Origin of the sequence: Ichthyenterobacterium magnum (assembly GCF_003610635.1) — a bacterium.
In the GTDB taxonomy this organism is placed as follows: domain Bacteria; phylum Bacteroidota; class Bacteroidia; order Flavobacteriales; family Flavobacteriaceae; genus Ichthyenterobacterium; species Ichthyenterobacterium magnum.
Genome location: NZ_RAQJ01000001.1, coordinates 835,823 through 853,009 on the forward strand (window position 1 = coordinate 835,823; position 17,187 = coordinate 853,009).

Annotated in this window: 17 protein-coding genes; 8 read left to right on the forward strand and 9 right to left on the reverse strand. The window is 32.1% G+C overall.

The genetic code is table 11. The features are described 5' to 3' along the window. The first annotated feature begins 82 nt into the window (after window positions 1-82). Window positions 83-1,399 carry a M16 family metallopeptidase gene (locus BXY80_RS03985; protein WP_120199909.1) on the forward strand — a complete coding sequence of 439 codons (1,317 nt, stop codon included), beginning with the start codon at window positions 83-85 and terminating at the stop codon, window positions 1,397-1,399. 1 nt (window position 1,400) lies between these two features. Then, window positions 1,401-3,467, forward strand: a complete 2,067-nt coding sequence (locus tag BXY80_RS03990; protein ID WP_120200348.1) for a M16 family metallopeptidase — start codon at window positions 1,401-1,403, stop codon at window positions 3,465-3,467. Window positions 3,468-3,523: 56 nt separating this feature from the next. Here the strand turns inward: BXY80_RS03990 and BXY80_RS03995 are convergent, their stop codons facing one another. Further along, a complete protein-coding gene (locus BXY80_RS03995; protein WP_120199910.1) occupies window positions 3,524-4,402 on the reverse strand; it encodes a DMT family transporter in 879 nt (292 codons plus the stop codon). A gap of 119 nt (window positions 4,403-4,521) precedes the next feature. On the opposite strand from BXY80_RS03995, the gene BXY80_RS04000 reads away from it, so the two are divergent. Beyond that, entirely contained in the window at window positions 4,522-5,022 is a 501-nt protein-coding gene (locus tag BXY80_RS04000; RefSeq protein WP_120199911.1) for a heavy-metal-associated domain-containing protein, read from the forward strand. Between the two features lie 57 nt (window positions 5,023-5,079). Here the strand turns inward: BXY80_RS04000 and BXY80_RS04005 are convergent, their stop codons facing one another. Both BXY80_RS04005 and BXY80_RS04010 read right to left on the reverse strand, forming a co-directional pair. Then, on the reverse strand, window positions 5,080-5,589 hold the full coding sequence (locus BXY80_RS04005) for a YciI family protein (protein ID WP_120200349.1): 510 nt from the start codon (window positions 5,587-5,589) through the stop codon (window positions 5,080-5,082). Window positions 5,590-5,612: 23 nt separating this feature from the next. Then, entirely contained in the window at window positions 5,613-6,086 is a 474-nt protein-coding gene (locus BXY80_RS04010; protein WP_120199912.1) for a CYTH domain-containing protein, read from the reverse strand. Between the two features lie 66 nt (window positions 6,087-6,152). Between BXY80_RS04010 and dinB the strand changes: the two genes are divergently transcribed. Next, entirely contained in the window at window positions 6,153-7,265 is a 1,113-nt protein-coding gene (gene dinB, locus BXY80_RS04015; protein WP_120199913.1) for a DNA polymerase IV, read from the forward strand. Here the strand turns inward: dinB and pyk are convergent. The 5 genes from pyk to BXY80_RS04040 all read right to left on the reverse strand — a co-directional run bounded on the left by pyk (window position 7,262) and on the right by BXY80_RS04040 (window position 11,549). Continuing rightward, window positions 7,262-8,704, reverse strand: a complete 1,443-nt coding sequence (pyk, locus tag BXY80_RS04020; protein WP_120199914.1) for a pyruvate kinase — start codon at window positions 8,702-8,704, stop codon at window positions 7,262-7,264. The two genes, dinB and pyk, sit on opposite strands and share 4 nt — an antisense overlap. Next, a complete protein-coding gene (locus tag BXY80_RS04025; protein ID WP_120199915.1) occupies window positions 8,704-9,186 on the reverse strand; it encodes an IPExxxVDY family protein in 483 nt (160 codons plus the stop codon). The genes pyk and BXY80_RS04025 overlap by 1 nt, the downstream gene beginning before the upstream one ends. 125 nt (window positions 9,187-9,311) lie before the next feature. Further along, a complete protein-coding gene (gene rnc, locus BXY80_RS04030; protein WP_120199916.1) occupies window positions 9,312-10,046 on the reverse strand; it encodes a ribonuclease III in 735 nt (244 codons plus the stop codon). A 7-nt stretch (window positions 10,047-10,053) separates the two neighbouring features. Continuing rightward, complete coding sequence (gene fabF / locus BXY80_RS04035) at window positions 10,054-11,304, reverse strand: beta-ketoacyl-ACP synthase II (protein WP_120199917.1); 1,251 nt, start codon at window positions 11,302-11,304, stop codon at window positions 10,054-10,056. An 11-nt stretch (window positions 11,305-11,315) separates the two neighbouring features. Further along, window positions 11,316-11,549 carry an acyl carrier protein gene (locus tag BXY80_RS04040; protein ID WP_008269813.1) on the reverse strand — a complete coding sequence of 78 codons (234 nt, stop codon included), beginning with the start codon at window positions 11,547-11,549 and terminating at the stop codon, window positions 11,316-11,318. Between the two features lie 185 nt (window positions 11,550-11,734). Here BXY80_RS04040 and purN point away from each other — a divergent pair, with 185 nt between their 5' ends. The 4 genes from purN (at window position 11,735) to BXY80_RS04060 (ending at window position 16,004) form a co-directional block, all read left to right on the forward strand. Beyond that, window positions 11,735-12,298, forward strand: coding sequence for a phosphoribosylglycinamide formyltransferase (gene purN / locus BXY80_RS04045; RefSeq protein ID WP_120199918.1), 564 nt, complete (start codon window positions 11,735-11,737; stop codon window positions 12,296-12,298). Between the two features lie 117 nt (window positions 12,299-12,415). Continuing rightward, window positions 12,416-13,057: a ribonuclease H1 domain-containing protein gene (locus BXY80_RS04050; RefSeq protein WP_120199919.1), complete on the forward strand. Its 642-nt coding sequence runs from the start codon at window positions 12,416-12,418 to the stop codon at window positions 13,055-13,057. A 56-nt stretch (window positions 13,058-13,113) separates the two neighbouring features. Further along, complete coding sequence (locus BXY80_RS04055) at window positions 13,114-14,040, forward strand: PfkB family carbohydrate kinase (RefSeq protein WP_120199920.1); 927 nt, start codon at window positions 13,114-13,116, stop codon at window positions 14,038-14,040. A 65-nt stretch (window positions 14,041-14,105) separates the two neighbouring features. Beyond that, the gene (locus BXY80_RS04060) at window positions 14,106-16,004 is read left to right on the forward strand and encodes an amidophosphoribosyltransferase (RefSeq protein WP_120199921.1); all 1,899 of its coding nucleotides are present in this window, start codon (window positions 14,106-14,108) and stop codon (window positions 16,002-16,004) included. Window positions 16,005-16,525: 521 nt separating this feature from the next. Here the strand turns inward: BXY80_RS04060 and BXY80_RS04065 are convergent. Further along, window positions 16,526-17,134, reverse strand: a complete 609-nt coding sequence (locus tag BXY80_RS04065) for a superoxide dismutase (RefSeq protein ID WP_120199922.1) — start codon at window positions 17,132-17,134, stop codon at window positions 16,526-16,528. Between the last annotated feature and the right edge of the window lie 53 nt (window positions 17,135-17,187).

A 17,187-nucleotide genomic window follows, 5' to 3' on the forward strand; every position in this document is an offset into this window, starting at 1 on the left:
TTATTTTTGTGCTCACTTGTAACAACTTTCACAAGTTACAGACTTACATTAAAACAAAACTAATTTTAAAAAGAAATTCACAATGAAAAAAAGCTTATTTACTTTAGCTGCTTTTGTATTAGTCATTTTTGCTACTACTGCACAAGAAGTTAAATTTGAAGAATTTGATCTAGATAATGGATTACATGTAATTCTTCATCAAGACAACACGGCTCCTGTAGTAATAACTTCGGTTATGTACAATGTAGGAGGAAAAGATGGAGACAGAAAACGTACTGGGTTTGCTCACTTTTTTGAACACCTTTTGTTTGAAGGTACAGAAAATATTGAACGTGGAGAATTCATGAAAATCATTCCAGCAAATGGAGGAACTTTCAATGCTAACACATCTCAAGACAGAACGTATTACTACGAAATTTTCCCTTCTAACAAATTAGAATTAGGCTTATGGTTAGAGTCTGAGCGTATGTTACACCCAGTTATTGATCAAATTGGTGTTGATACTCAAAATGAAGTTGTAAAAGAAGAAAAACGTCAGCGTTATGACTCTCCTTATGGCGGATTATTTCAAGCTATAGGAACAAATCTTTTTAAAGTACATCCATATAAAGACCCCAATATTGGCTATATGGAACATTTAGATGCAGCAACCTTAGAAGAATTTAACGCATATTTTGACAAATATTATGGGCCAAACAACGCTGTTTTAGTTGTTGCTGGAGATATTGATGTGGTACAAACTAAAAAATTGGTTGGCGATTACTTTAATGAAATAAAAAGCAAACCAGAAGTGGTTAGAAACTTCCCTAAAGAAGAGCCTATTACAGAAACTATTAAAGCAAAAGCTTACGATAAAAACATTCAAATCCCAGCAATTATAGCAACATACAGAACACCTGGATTTGCAAGCCGTGACGCTTCTGTATTAGACATGATTTCTACTTATTTAAGTGGTGGAAAAAGCTCAGTATTATATAAAAAACTTGTTGACGAACAAAAACTAGCTTTACAATTACAGTCTGGTAATATCCCACAAATGGATTATAACATTTTTGCCTTATTTGCAATTCCGCAAGGAGACACTTCATTAGATACTATTTTAGATGAAATTGACGAGGAAATTGTTAAAGTGCAAAACGAATTAATTTCAGAACGTGATTATCAAAAACTAATCAATCAATTTGAAAATCAATTTGTAAATGCTAACGCTAGCATTGCAGGTATTGCAGAATCTTTAGCAACAAATTATTTATTAAAAGGAGATGTAAACTTAATTAATAAACAAATTGATATTTACAGATCAATTACAAGAGAAGAAATTCAAGCTGTAGCTAAAAAATATTTAAGCCCAAATCAGCGTGTAGAAATAGAATATTTACCTAAAAAAGACAATGAATAAAATGAAAACATTTAATATAAAAACTAAGGTATCTGCGTTTGTCGCATTGTTTTTAATAACTATTAGTGTTTCTGCACAAATAGATAGATCTAAGCAACCTAAAGCAGGTCCAGAACCAGAGATTACATTAGAAGTTCCAGGAGAATTTGAATTAAAAAACGGATTAAAAGTTCTTGTTGTAGAAAACCATAAACTACCAAGAGTTTCATACTCATTACGTATTGACAACAACCCAATTGCAACGGGAAAAAAAGCTGGTGTTGAAAGCCTTATTGGGAGTATGTTAGGCAATGGATCAACATCAATCTCTAAAGATGATTTTAATGAAGAGATAGACTTTTTAGGGGCTAATCTTAACTTTGGTTTCAGCGGTGGATTTGCTAGTTCTTTATCAAAATACTCAGACCGTATATTAGAGTTAATGGCAGATGCAGCTATTAACCCTTTATTAACTGAAGAAGAGTTTAACAAAGAAAAAACCAAGCTTATTGAAAGCTTAAAGCAAAATGAAAAAAGCATAGACGCTATTGGCGGTCGTGTTGGACGTGCTTTATCATACGGAACAAATCATCCATATGGAGAATACACTACAGAAGAAACAATTAACAATGTATCTTTTGGTGATGCAGTAGCCTTTTATGAAAAATACTTCAACCCTAATAACGCTTACTTAGTTGTTATTGGTGATGTCGATTTTAGTACAATTAAAAAGCAAGTTAAAAAGCATTTTGGTGAATGGGACAAATCTGTTGAAGTAACAACAACGCTTCCTGAAGTGAATCCAAATGCGCAATACACTCAAATTAACTTTGTAGATTTACCAACAGCATCTCAGTCTAGCATTTCTGTTACTAATAATGTAGATTTAAAGATGAATGATAAAGATTATCATGCAGCTTTAATTACTAACAATATCTTAGGTGGTGGTGGTGAAGGTTATTTATTTAAAAACCTTCGTGAAGATAAAGGTTATACCTATGGTGCATATTCTAGCTTAGGAGCTAATAGGTATGGAGCGTCTCGTTTTAATGCAACTGCCAAAGTAAGAAACATGGTTACAGATAGTGCTGTTGTTGAAGCTTTAAAAGAAATCAATCGCATAAAAACAGAGCCCGTAGATGCTCAAACACTTAAAGATGCAAAAGCTAAATATGTAGGGCGATTTATTATGGGATTAGAAAACCCAAGAACAGTTGCTAATTATGCTTTAAACATTAAGCTAAATAACTTACCAAAAGATTTTTATACTAAATACTTACAAAACATTAACGATGTTTCTGTAGAAGATGTAAAGCGTGTAGCAAATAGGTTTTTTAAACCTGAAAATGCTAGAGTTGTTGTCATTGGTAAAGGAAGTGATGTTATAGAAAATCTTGAAAAAACAGGTATTCCTATTAAATATTACGATGCGTATGCAAATGCTGTAGAAAAACCAACTTACGAAATTGAAATGCCAGCAGATATGAATGCTAATAAAGTATTAAACGCATACATAGCAGCAATTGGCGGACAAGACAAATTAGATAAAGTAAACTCTGTGTATATTACTGCTGAGGCAGAATTACAACCAGGCGTGATGATGAATCTTGAAATGAAAAAAACTGTAAAAAACCAATCTTTAAGTGAAGCAACTGCAATGGGGCAATCAATCATGAAATCTGTAATTGATGGTGAAGTTGGTTATATTATAATGCAAGGACAACGTAAAGATTTAAGTGGTGATGAATTAAAAGATGCTCAAGTAGAATCGTCTCCTTTTCCAGAAGTTAACTATTTAAATGGTGGTGTAACTCTAGAGAAAATTGAAAAAGTAGAAGGTGGAAATGCTTATAAAATTAATGTTGGAAACACAAAATCTATTTATTATAGTGTTGATACAGGTTTGAAAATCATGGAAGTTGAAACTTCTGAAGCTGGTTCAAGCACAACTTATTTCTTAAATTACCAAGAAGTTTCTGGTGTTAAGTTCCCTTTCACAATGGGTAAAACTTTTGGCCCTCGTAAAATTGATTTCATAATTAAAGAAATTAAAGTTAATGAAGGGGTTACTGATGCAGATTTTGACTAAGTAGTAAACCATTACATATTCAAAAGCGTGAAGTGTTTTAATACTTCACGCTTTTTTTATGAAGTGCGTTTATGTGATAAATACACACCAAATAATATAATTAAACTAGCTACGCCTTGAATTAAACTAAATCCTTCGCCATCTAAAACACCCCAAATTAAAGCCACAATAGGCATTAAATACGTTACAGAAGATGCAAAAACAGGTGTAGAGATTTGTACCAATTTATTAAATAATACCTTGGCTAAAGCTGTCCCAAAAAAAGACAAAAGCACTATATAAAAAATTGACATTTTAAAATCTGGGTTATTAAATGTCGAACTATTAAAAAAGTCTGTAAAAAGTAATATTACTAAAGCGGGAATAACAATAGGAATAAAGTTACCTACAGCAATCGTTAAAGGTTTTACGTCTTGTAAATAACGCTTTATAATATTAACATTAGCCGCATACATTAATGTTGATGCAATAACAAATCCTGCATATAAATAGTTTTGCTCTGGATTTAACTCAGCACCTTTCAAAATTAAAATGCTTGTACCAAGAAACCCAATAACTACACCTAAAACTTGTCGTCTGGTAGATGCAATTTTAAACACAGCAAAGCCCAGTAAAATTGTATTAAGAGGTACTAATGAATTTAAAATAGAAGCCACGGCACTATCAATTTCAGTTTCTGCAATAGCAAAGAAAAAAGCAGGAAAGAAAGTTCCTAAAAAGCCAGAAATAATTAACCATTTCCAATCTTTTTTTCTAATCGCTTTTACGTTTTTATAACCTGCAAGAAATAAAAATAACCCAGTAATTATAACTCTGAGTGCTCCCAATTGGTAAGGTGTTAATCCGAGGAGCGCTTTTTTTATAAGAATAAAAGAGCTTCCCCAAATAACAGATAAAACTATAAGATATACCCATTTTAAATTAATACCATTCATCAATCAAATAAATTTATACTAATTCTTAATCGAAACTAGTAATTCACAAAATTCGTTAATTTTAATGCAAGAAACAGCAATATTCCTTATGTTTGTTTCAAATTCAATATTAAAACCCTATGAAGACATTTAAAAATATATTAGTTGTAGTTTTAATCACTCTTACAACAATTGCATGTAAAGATAATACACAGCCAGAAGTTAAAACAATTGAAACAGAAGCTAGCACTGCTAAAACTTTAGATCCAAATGCAAAATATGCAAAAGCAGAATTTGGCATTGATGGTATGACTTGTGCTATGGGTTGTGCAAAAACTATTGAAAAGAAAATAGCAAAAATGGATGGTGTAAAATCTGCTACTGTAGATTTTGACAAACGTATTGCAATGGTAGAATATGACGAAGCCAAAGTAACACCAAATTCTCTTGAAGAAGCTGTTACTAAAGCTGGAGATGTTTATAAAGTAAAAGACATGAAAACTGTTGATGCATTTTCATCTGAAAAATCGTGTAAAGCTGATTGCAAAAAAGATTGTTGTACTGATAAAACCAATGCTAAAAAGAAAGCTTGTGCAGACAACTGTAAAAAAGACTGTTGCGCAAAAAAAGATAAAGCATAAGTTTTTTAATTTAAGACAAACAAAAAGCCACTCGATTTGAGTGGCTTTTTGTTTGCTCTACCTCAAATGAAATCCTTTTGCAGCCCACCATGGATGAATTTCAATTTGTAATCGTCCTGCCTTAACCATTGGGTCAGCATTAGCCAAACTATCTGCCATTTGTTGAGTTGGTGTATTATAAATAGTAATACCTCTAATATCACCATCATCTCCAAAAGGGCCAGAAATATCGGCATAACCTAACTCATACATTTTGCCTAAATGCGTTAAATGTGCTTTCTGAAGTGCTTTAGTTTCCTCTTCATTTTGAGAACGATTTTCTCCTCGTTTTAAAAAAGCAATATAATATTGTTGCATAAGTATTGTGTCTTGAGTTTTTTCGTCAACATAATCAAAAACCTTGAAACCTTTTTCAGTAAGTTCTTTCTTTAACAATGCAGCAGATTTTTTAACATCATCATAGTTTTTATGATGTTCTTCTTTATGTTCACTTTCGTGAGAATGATTTTGGTTTTTACAAGCAACTAGTACTAAAAGTAAAGCAGCAACTAATGTTAGTTTTTTCATGATTAAATGATTTTTAATGTTAATTATTCTTTCCATTCCTTAAAAGGATATTTACTCAGATGTGAATTATAATAATCTATTTGTCCTGTAACTTCTTCCCCTAACCATTTTGGTTTAACAAATTCTTCATTCTCCTTATTTAGTTCTACTTCTGCAATAATCAACCCTTTGTTATCTCCAAAAAACTCATCAACTTCAAACACATGTTTTTCAACATTAACTTCATATCTCATTTTATCAATAATACCTTCTTCACAAAGTTTTAAAAGCGCTTCTGCATCAGGTTTTGTGATTTCTTTTTCCCATTCAAAACGTGATAGTCCATCATTAGTAGATTTGCCTTTAACGGTTAAAAAGCCTTTCTCTCCTTTAACTCTAACCCTAACCGTACGTTCTTTATGCGTATTTAAAAACCCTTGAACAATTTTTGTTTGCTGAAAAGCCTCTTCTTTAAACACTTTTGAGGTTACTAAAAATTTGCGTTCTATTTCTACCATATTTACTTTCTGTTAAAGTATACTTTCTAATTAATCCCTAAAGGATTTAATGTCTAAATTTACGCTATGCCAAACAATTTACCAATACGTAAAATTATTCATGTTGATATGGATGCTTTTTATGCGTCTGTTGAGCAGTTAGATAATCCTGAATTAAGAGGGAAACCTCTTGCAGTTGGTGGTGGTGGTAAACGGGGCGTTGTAAGTGCCGCGAGCTATGAAGCTCGAAAGTTTGGCGTAAAAAGTGCTATGTCTGGAACCTTAGCAATAAAATTATGCCCAGGTCTTATTTTTGTTAGACCTCGTTTTGAACGCTATAACGAAATTTCTAAACAGGTTAGAAAAATTTTTTATGAATATACAGATTTAGTTGAGCCTTTATCTCTTGATGAAGCATATCTTGATGTTACTGAAAACAAAAAAGGAAATCCTAGTGCTACACTTATTGCAAAAAACATTAGAGAACAAATATATAATGCTATTGGATTAACAGCTTCTGCAGGAATCTCAATTAATAAGTTTATTGCTAAAGTTGCAAGTGATTATAATAAGCCAAATGGACAAAAAACAGTAAATCCAGAAGAAGTTATCACCTTTTTAGAAGAGTTAGATATCAGAAAATTTTATGGTGTTGGTAAAGTTACTGCTGAAAAAATGTATCAGAAAGGTATTTTTACTGGCAAAGATTTAAAATCTAAATCTATAGAATATCTAGATCAACATTTCGGTAAATCTGGTCGTTATTACTACCATGTGGTTAGAGGTTTTCATAACAGTGAAGTGAAACCAAATCGAACACGAAAATCACTAGCAGCAGAACGTACGTTTAGTGAAAATTTATCGTCTGAAATTTTTATGCTTGAAAAGCTCAATCATATATCAGATGAAGTGTCTCGCAGGCTAAACAAAAGTAATGTGGCTGGTAAAACCGTAACTCTCAAAATTAAGTATAGTGATTTTACACTACAAACTCGAAGTAAGACTTTGCCATATTATATAAATGATAAAGCGATACTATTAGAAACTGCAAAAGATTTATTGTACCAAGAAAAACTTAATAATTCTGTTCGCCTTTTAGGTATTTCTATATCTAATTTAAATACAGAATCATCAAAGAAAACCAATCAGATAAAGGCTAAACAAAAGTCGGTTAGCGTTCAATTAAAGTTTGAGTTTTAAAAACTACAGCTAGTAATTTCAGTAACTCTTAATGTATTAACCATTCCCTTGTCTTGTATTGGCATCGCTGCTAAACTAATAAGCATGTCACCTTCTTCTAAATATCCTTTTTTACATGCAATTGCATTTACATCTTCAATAGTTTCATCAGTGCTAACAAACTTATCATAGAAAAAAGACTCAACACCCCAAAGCAAACTTAATTGAGTTAAAATACGCTTATTAGATGTAAACACTAATATATGCGATGATGGCCTCCATGCCGAAATTTGAAATGCCGTATAACCACTATTGGTTAATGTAGAAATGGCTTTAGCATCAATTTCATTTGCCATATGTGCTGCATGATAACATATCGATTTTGTAATATAACGTTTGGTACGAATATGTGGTGGTGATTGTGGTACTTTGATTAACTCTGAACCCTCAACGCTTTTTATAATATTTGCCATTTGCCTAATAACCTGTACTGGGTAACTACCAACTGATGTTTCTCCAGATAACATTACAGCATCAGCTCCATCCATAACAGAATTTGCTACATCATTAACTTCAGCTCGTGTTGGTGTTAAACTAGTAATCATTGTTTCCATCATTTGTGTAGCAATAATTACAGGAATTCTAGCACGCTTAGCTCTTAATACTAATTGTTTCTGAATTAAAGGAACTTCTTCAGCTGGAATTTCAACTCCTAAATCTCCTCTTGCTACCATCAAACCATCACAATAAGCTACAATTTTATCAATGTTTTCGACTGCTTCTGGTTTTTCAATTTTTGCAATAATTGGGATTTTATGGTCACTATGTTTACTAATTAATTCTTCTAATTGTATTAAATCCTCAGCATGTCTTACAAATGATAATGCAATCCAATCTACTTTTTGTTCAATAGCAAAAATGGCATCATTAATATCTTTTTCGGTTAACGCAGGTTGAGATATGTTTGTGTTAGGAAGATTAACTCCTTTTTTAGATTTTAATGGTCCACCTTGAATAACTTTTGCCTTTACCTCAGTTTTTTTATCGGTAGAAACAACTTCAAAAATTAACTTCCCGTCATCAAGCAAAATCCTTTCTCCCGGTTTTGCATCCTGAGGAAAACTATCATAGGTCATATAAACACGTTTCTTTGTGCCTTCAAAACGTTCTCCAGTAGCAAAAATAATTTCATCTCCTTCGTTAACTACAACTTCTCCTTTCATCATCCCAACTCTAAGCTTTGGTCCTTGTAAGTCACCCAAAATAGCAACATTATACCCAAACTCTTCGTTAAGTTCTCTAATCATTTTTATACGCTCTTCTACATCTTTATAATCGGCGTGAGAGAAATTAATTCTAAATACGTTTACACCTTCATCAAGCATGCCTTTTAATACATCTTTTGTACTTGTTGCTGGACCTAACGTAGCTACTATTTTAGTTTTTTTATGTCTTAACATTAATTAAAAATTAAATTGTCCTTAGATTTTATTTTAGTAACATCAATACTATAGGCTGTAATTACTTGAGGTATTTTTTGTATTTTATTTAGTGTATGTTTCTCATTAAACAAGAGTGTTTCATTAGAAACTTTAACCAAATAATCTACATTTTTAAACTCAGGTAATAAATTATATGTTTTTAAAACTTTGTTTTGTTGACTAAATAACGAGCCTGTGCTTTGCAAAGCGTCTTCTTCTTTTTTACAAATATTTGCAACTAAGTTCCATGTTGTATACTGGGTTTCATTTTCCCATTCGTATATCGCATAGGAGGAAGCAAAATATTTATAGTCTAAATCTTGAGCTTTTCGTTTTAAATTTAAGCCTAAATGCTTATTAAGTAAATAAGCTAACCTATAATCTTCTAGCCTACAATGAATAGCCAAAAGAGAATAAGAAGCGTCATAAAAATCGTCAACAAGTAATTTATGTAAAGCCATAATCTAACAACTATGAAATGTAAATATAGTACATTAAACCTATTATAATATGAAGTTTTAGTTAATCTTAGTTGAGAATGTTAACGAAAACGTTATAGTGAAGCAGTCGTTATAAAAAATACATTTTATCGAGATATTTTATTTTGAAAAGCAAAAAAAGCACGTTTTGAAGCTTTTTCTTCTGCTTTTTTCTTTGATGTCGCTCTGGCTTTAGCAACAACTTTATTGTTTATTGATAGCTTAACAGAAAAATGTTTGAGCTCATCATTACCTGTATCTTCATAAACGTTGTAATCAAAAGTCTTTTTTTCTTTCTGACACCATTCAATTAACAAGCTTTTATAACTTATTACTCTACCTTCAAGAGTCTCTATATCTACATGTGGATTAATTACCCTTTTATAAATAAAACGTTCGCAATATTTATAGCCTTTATCAAGAAAAATAGCACCTACTAGAGCTTCAAATAGGTTTCCGTGTATATTATTACCAAAATTAGATTTTGGTATTTTACTTTCTACTAAATCTATTAAATTCAGTTCTTTTCCTAATTCGTTTAGATGTTCTCTACTTACTACTTTTGATCTCATTTTGGTAAGATACCCTTCATCTCCATGAGGCACTTTTTCAAATAAATAAGAAGCAATTACCGCACTAAGCATTGCATCTCCAACAAACTCTAACCGTTCGTAATTTACAGCATTACCCTTTTCATCTTTTAAATTCATTGAGCGATGTGTAAATGCTTTTAGGTAAAGGCGTTTCTTTTTTGGTTTATATCCTAGAATTTCAGTAAGTAGCAAAAAAAAATTCCCGTCTTCTTGAAAACGGGAATTTAATATGTTGCGAATGAAATTCATTCAGATTTTAGTCTATTTTTTTGAATAATACACAAGCGTTATGACCTCCAAAACCAAAGGTATTACTCATCGCAATTTTAACGTCTCTTTTTTGTGCTTTATTTAATGTTAAGTTTAATTCAGAATCAATATTTTCATCAACTGTTGTGTGATTAATTGTTGGAGGCACAATACCGTGTTCCATTGCTAAAATAGATGCAATAGACTCAACAGCTCCAGCTGCTCCTAACAAATGTCCAGTCATGGACTTAGTAGAGTTAATGTTTATATTTTTTGCATGACTTCCAAACACTTCAGTAATCGCTTTAAGCTCAGCAACATCTCCTAGAGGTGTTGATGTACCATGGGTGTTGATATGATCAACGTCTTCAGGTTTGATGCCTGCATTTTCTAAACAGTTTTTCATAACTGCTATAACACCAATACCATCTGGGTGAGGCGCTGTCATATGATAAGCATCAGAAGATAATCCTCCTCCAATAACCTCGGCATATATTTTTGCTCCTCTTGCTTTTGCATGCTCATACTCTTCCATGATAATTGCTCCAGCACCTTCTCCTAATACAAAACCATCTCGGTTTGCATCAAAAGGTCTTGACGCTGTTTCTGGACTATCATTTCTAGTAGACATCGCGTGCATTGCATTAAAACCTCCCATACCTGCAATAGTAACTGCTGCTTCACTACCTCCTGTAATTACAACATCACAATGACCTAAACGTATATTGTTTAGAGCATCAATCATTGAATTTGCTGAGGAAGCACAGGCAGAAACTGTTGTGTAGTTTGGCCCCATAAATCCATATTTAATGGAGATGTTTCCTGGTGCAATATCTGCAATCATTTTAGGGATAAAAAACGGATTAAATCTTGGTGTACCATCTCCTTCTGCAAAGTTTAAAACTTCTTGTTGAAATGTTTCAAGACCTCCAATTCCTGCTCCCCAAATTACACCAACTCTATATTTATTTAAACTATCTACATCTAATTTTGAATCTACTATAGCTTCATCTGAAGCTACCATCGCATATTGCGAAAAACGATCCATCCTTTTTGCTAGTTTCCTATCTATAAAATCGGTTACATTAAAATTCTTTACTTCGCACGCGAACTTAGTTTTGAACTTTTCAGTATCAAAATAAGTTATAGGCGCAGCTCCACTTTTACCACTAACTAAAGCATCCCAATATTCATCTTTGGTATTACCTATAGGTGTTAAAGCGCCAAGACCTGTAACTACAACTCGCTTAAGTTCCATAAAAAGTTTGCTTATTTTGCTTCTTCTATATATGATATAGCTTGACCAACTGTTGCAATATTTTCAGCTTGATCGTCTGGTATTTGAATATCAAATTCTTTTTCAAATTCCATTATTAATTCAACAGTGTCTAATGAATCTGCTCCTAAATCGTTTGTGAAGCTAGCTTCAGTTACAACCTCGTTTTCATCAACACCCAATTTGTCTACGATAATCGCTTTTACTCTTGATGCAATGTCTGACATAATCTTTTAATTTTAAGTTTTAATTAGTTGGCAAAAATAAAAAACTTTATTTTTAAAACACACCTTTAGTTTAAAAATGTGATTGTAATTTACTAAAATTACCTTGAAGTATTTCTATTTTACCTTCTAATTGTTAATAATTATTCTTTTTTTTGTTCGAACAATCTTAACATTATAATCTGTAAATGAAACGTATTGTAATTTTTGCGTCCGGAAGTGGTACTAATGCTGAAAATTTAATTAGGTTTTTTCACAACAGAGATAATGCTTCTGTTATTCAAGTACTCACTAACAATCCTCGTGCCAAAGTTTTAGACCGTGCTAAAAAATTAAATGTTAGCACATTGTGTTTCAACAAAATAGCCTTTACTGAAACTAAAGATGTTTTAAATATTTTAAAATCAGCAAACCCAGATTTAATTGTTCTTGCTGGGTTTTTATGGAAATTTCCTGAGAGTATTTTAAATGAATTTCCTAATAAAGTTATAAATATCCATCCTGCATTATTACCAAAATATGGTGGAAAAGGCATGTATGGGAAATTTGTTCATGAAGCAGTTGTTAACAATAAAGAAAAAGAAACTGGAATCACTATTCATTATGTAAATGAACATTATGATGAAGGTGCTATTATTTTTCAAGCAAAATGCGATGTAAAAGATACTGATACTGTACAAGATGTTGCTGTGAAGATTCATGAGTTGGAGATGGAATATTTTCCTAAGGTGGTGGAAAAGCTTTTAAAATAAGAGTTGAAAATGTCACGCTGAGCATGGGTTACTGAGCTTGTCGAAGTAAGTCGAAGCGTCTCAATATTAATGTAGAAGTTAATTTCAAAAGATTTCCGCTTTCGCGGAAACTAAAGGATGTCAAAAAAAAAGAAAAAATATTATACTGTTTGGAAAGGTCATCATACTGGTGTTTTTGAATCTTGGGATGATTGCAAAGCACAAATAAAAGATTTCCAAGGCGCACAATACAAATCATTTTCAACCTTTGATGCGGCAAAAAAAGCATTAAAAGGCAATTATAAAGACTATATAGGTAAAACTTCAAAATTTAAAAGCGAGTTGTCTGATGCACAACTAAAAAAGATTGGTCAGCCAAATTACAACTCAATTTCAGTAGACGCTGCATCATCTGGCAACCCTGGTAAAATGGAATACCGTGGTGTTGACACTAAAACTAAAAAACAATTATTTATTCAAGGCCCTTTTGATGAAGGCACAAATAATATTGGTGAGTTTTTAGCTTTAGTACATGGCTTGGCTTTTTTAAAAAAGCACAATAGCAATTTTATAATCTATTCAGACTCTCGAACAGCAATGAGTTGGGTGAAAAATAAAAAATGTAATACTAAACTTGAGCGAACTAAAAAAAATAAAACTATTTTTGATTTGATTGACAGAGCTATTATATGGCTTAAAACAAACAGTTATACTACAACCATAGTAAAATGGGAAACGAAAGCTTGGGGAGAAATTCCTGCAGATTTTGGAAGAAAATAAATTCGTTTTTTTGTGCTTAAAAACCTTATATTTGCACCAAATTTTTAAAACGCTTTATGAGCAAATTAGTCATTGTAGGAACTGTAGCTTTTGATGCTATTGAGACACCGTTTGGGAAAACTGATAAAATTCTTGGTGGTGCGGCAACTTTTATTGGTTTAGCAGCTTCACAATTTAATGTAGACGCAACAGCAGTATCAATTGTTGGTGGAGATTTTCCTCAAGAATATTTAGATTTATTATCAAATAGAAACATAGATACTTCAGGTATCGAAATCGTAAAAGAAGGTAAAACATTTTTTTGGAGTGGGAAATATCATAATGATATGAACTCTCGAGACACTTTGGTTACAGAGTTAAATACGCTTGCAGATTTTAATCCTGTAGTGCCAGAAAACTATAAAGATGCAGAAGTTGTTATGCTAGGTAATTTACATCCTGCTGTACAACAAAGTGTTTTAGATCAAATGATTACTAAACCTAAATTAGTGGTTTTAGATACTATGAATTTCTGGATGGATAGTGCTTTAGAAGATTTACACAGCGTTATTAAAAATGTAGACGTTATTACTATTAATGATGAAGAGGCTAGACAATTAACAGGAGAATATTCGTTAGTAGTTGCTGCAAGAAAGATTCACGACATGGGACCAAAATATGTTGTCATTAAAAAAGGGGAGCATGGCGCTTTATTATTTCATGATGACAATGTGTTTTATGCTCCAGCACTACCATTAGAAGAAGTGTTTGACCCAACAGGAGCTGGAGATACATTTGCAGGAGGTTTTACTGGTTATTTAGCAAAAACAGGAGATTTTTCTTTTGAAAACATGAAGAAAGCCATAATATATGGTTCTACTTTAGCATCCTTTTGCGTAGAAAAATTTGGAACTGAGCGCATGCAAAATTTAGAAGATGATGAAGTTCACAGACGCTTATTGCAATTTAAACAACTAACTCAATTTGAAATTGAATTATCATAAACTAACGCGCTCAAAATTGAGCGCGTTTTTTATTTTATTATAACACACAACAAGACAACTAAATAATGAGCGATGCTTTAAAACATGAATGCGGAATCGCACTCATAAGACTTAAAAAACCATTAGAGTATTATAAAGAAAAATACGGAAGTGCATTTTACGGTGTAAACAAAATGTACCTAATGATGGAAAAACAGCACAACCGTGGGCAAGATGGTGCTGGTTTTGCAAGCATAAAGTTAGACACCAAACCTGGCGATCGCTACATAAGTCGTGTACGTTCAATTGCTCAACAACCCATACAAGATATTTTTGCTCAAATTAATGAACGAATTAATCAAGAGTTAACGTCACACCCAGAATACAACGACAATGTAGCACTCCAAAAACAGAATATCCCTTATATAGGCGAATTGCTTTTAGGTCATGTCCGTTATGGAACTTTCGGAAAAAATAGTGTAGAGAGTGTACATCCATTTTTAAGACAAAACAACTGGATGCATCGTAACTTAATTGTGGCAGGTAATTTTAACATGACTAATGTTAATCAATTATTTGATGGTCTTGTAAAACTAGGGCAACACCCAAAAGAAAAAGCTGACACAATTACCATTATGGAAAAAATTGGCCACTTTTTAGATGATGCTGTTGCAAAGCTTTATAAAAAACTTAAAAAAGAAGGCTATAGCAAAAGTGAATGCTCACCACTTATTGCAGAACGATTAAATGTAGCTAAAATATTAAAGAAAGCCGCTAAAAATTGGGATGGAGGTTATGCTATGGCTGGCCTTTTAGGTCATGGCGATTCGTTTGTTTTACGTGATCCAGCTGGTATTAGGCCAGCGTATTATTATCAAGATGATGAAATTGTAGTAGTTGCATCAGAACGACCAGTAATTCAAACTGTCTTTAATGTTGCTTTTGAAGATGTAAAAGAATTAGATCCAGGTCATGCTATTATCACTAAAAAATCAGGCGAAGTTTCTATAACTAAAATACTTGAACCTTTAGAGCGCAAAGCATGTTCTTTTGAACGTATTTATTTTTCTCGTGGAAGCGATTCTGAAATCTACCAAGAACGAAAAAATCTAGGTAAATTATTGATGCCAAAAGTTTTAAAGGCTATTGATAACGACACAAAAAACAGTGTGTTTTCTTATATTCCTAATACTGCTGAAACCTCCTTTTTTGGTATGATAGAAACCGTTGAAGAACATCTTAACGAAAAGAAAACACAAGCTATTTTAGATGGTAAAGGCGGCTTATCTGCCGAAACAGTAATAGATATTTTATCAGAAAGACCTCGTATAGAAAAAATTGCTATTAAAGATGTAAAACTCAGAACGTTTATTACTGAAGATAGCAGTCGTGATGATTTAGTTGCTCATGTTTATGATGTTACATATGGTGTTATAAAACCAACCGACAACTTGGTAATTATAGATGATAGCATTGTAAGGGGAACAACATTAAAAATGAGTATTATTAAAATGATGGATCGCTTAAATCCTAAACAGATAATTGTAGTTTCGTCGGCACCACAAATTAGGTATCCAGATTGTTATGGTATAGATATGGCTAACCTTGAAAGTCTAATAGCATTTAGAGCAATGTTAGATTTACTAAAAGAAAATAATAAATATCATTTAGTAGAAGCTGTTTATAAAAAGTGTAAAGCTCAGATAAACATGCTTGATAAAGATGTTAGAAATTATGTGAAGGATTTATATTCTGAATTTACTGCTGAAGAAATTTCAGATAAAATTGCAGACTTAATATCTGACGATTCTGTAAAAGCAACCGTAAAAACTATTTTTCAACCTATAGAAAATTTACACAAAGCCTGTCCAAAAAATTTAGGCGATTGGTACTTTACTGGCAATTACCCAACAGCTGGTGGTAACCGTGTAGTGAACAAAGCTTTTATCAATTTTTATGAAGGAAACAAAGAAAGAGCGTATTAGATAAACTGCTCATTATTGGCACTTTATCCGAAAAAAAGAGTTGTTTGTCTAATAAAAATGCATTTCGTCTAATATTTATAAAACCTTAAACAAAATACACATACATTAGACTCACCATAACATAAGTAGGTTAAGTTCATGGTAGATTTGGGGCAAAAAAAGGTGAACTTCTGTTCACCTTTTTTTATTGTTTTTTCTTACAAATAGGCCTTTTCCTAGCTTTTTTATTTTCACTTCAACATGCATTAATATCAAAATAGTTTTTATTTCGAGTGCTAAATTCTTCATGAACAACTTATTTCCCGTTTAAGCCAATATATTCGTCGTTTGTCTAAAAAATTAAAATATTAGAGGCAAGTCCTTATATATTTGTTTCACCATAACATAAGTAGGTTAAGTTTATGGTAGATTTGGGGCAAAAAAGGTGAACACTCGTTCACCTTTTTTCATTTTAAAAATTTCGTATTACTGCATAAAAAAGCAAACTATAATAGTTTGCTTTTTATTATGTATACTAATGTTTATTTAGCTTCAGCATAACGTCTTTCTACTTCATTCCAATTAATAACATTAAAAAATGCATTAATATAATCTGGTCGTCTATTTTGATAATTTAAATAATACGCGTGTTCCCAAACATCTAATCCTAAAATTGGTGTTCCTCCACAAGTTACTCCTGGCATTAAAGGGTTATCTTGGTTTGGTGTAGAACAAACCTCAACTTTACCACCTTTATGAACGCATAACCAAGCCCAACCAGAACCAAACTGTGTTGCAGCAGCTTTACTAAAGGCTTCAATAAAAGCATCTTTAGAACCAAACTCTGCCTCAATAGCATCTTTTAATTCTCCAGAAAGATAACCTCTATCCTCAGGATTCATTACCTCCCAGAATAAAGAATGGTTATAAAATCCTCCGCCATTATTTCTAACACCTTTGTTATTCATGTCTAGGTTTGTCAAAATATCTTCAATAGATTTTCCTTCTAAATCTGTACCTTCAATAGCAGCATTTAATTTAGAAGTATATCCGTTATGATGTTTTGAATGATGTATTTCCATTGTACGAGCATCGATATTAGGTTCTAAAGCGTCGTAAGCATATTTTAATTTCGGTAATTCGAAAGCCATAATATTTTGTTTTATAATGTTAATATTTAATTCCTTCAAATTTACACATAAAA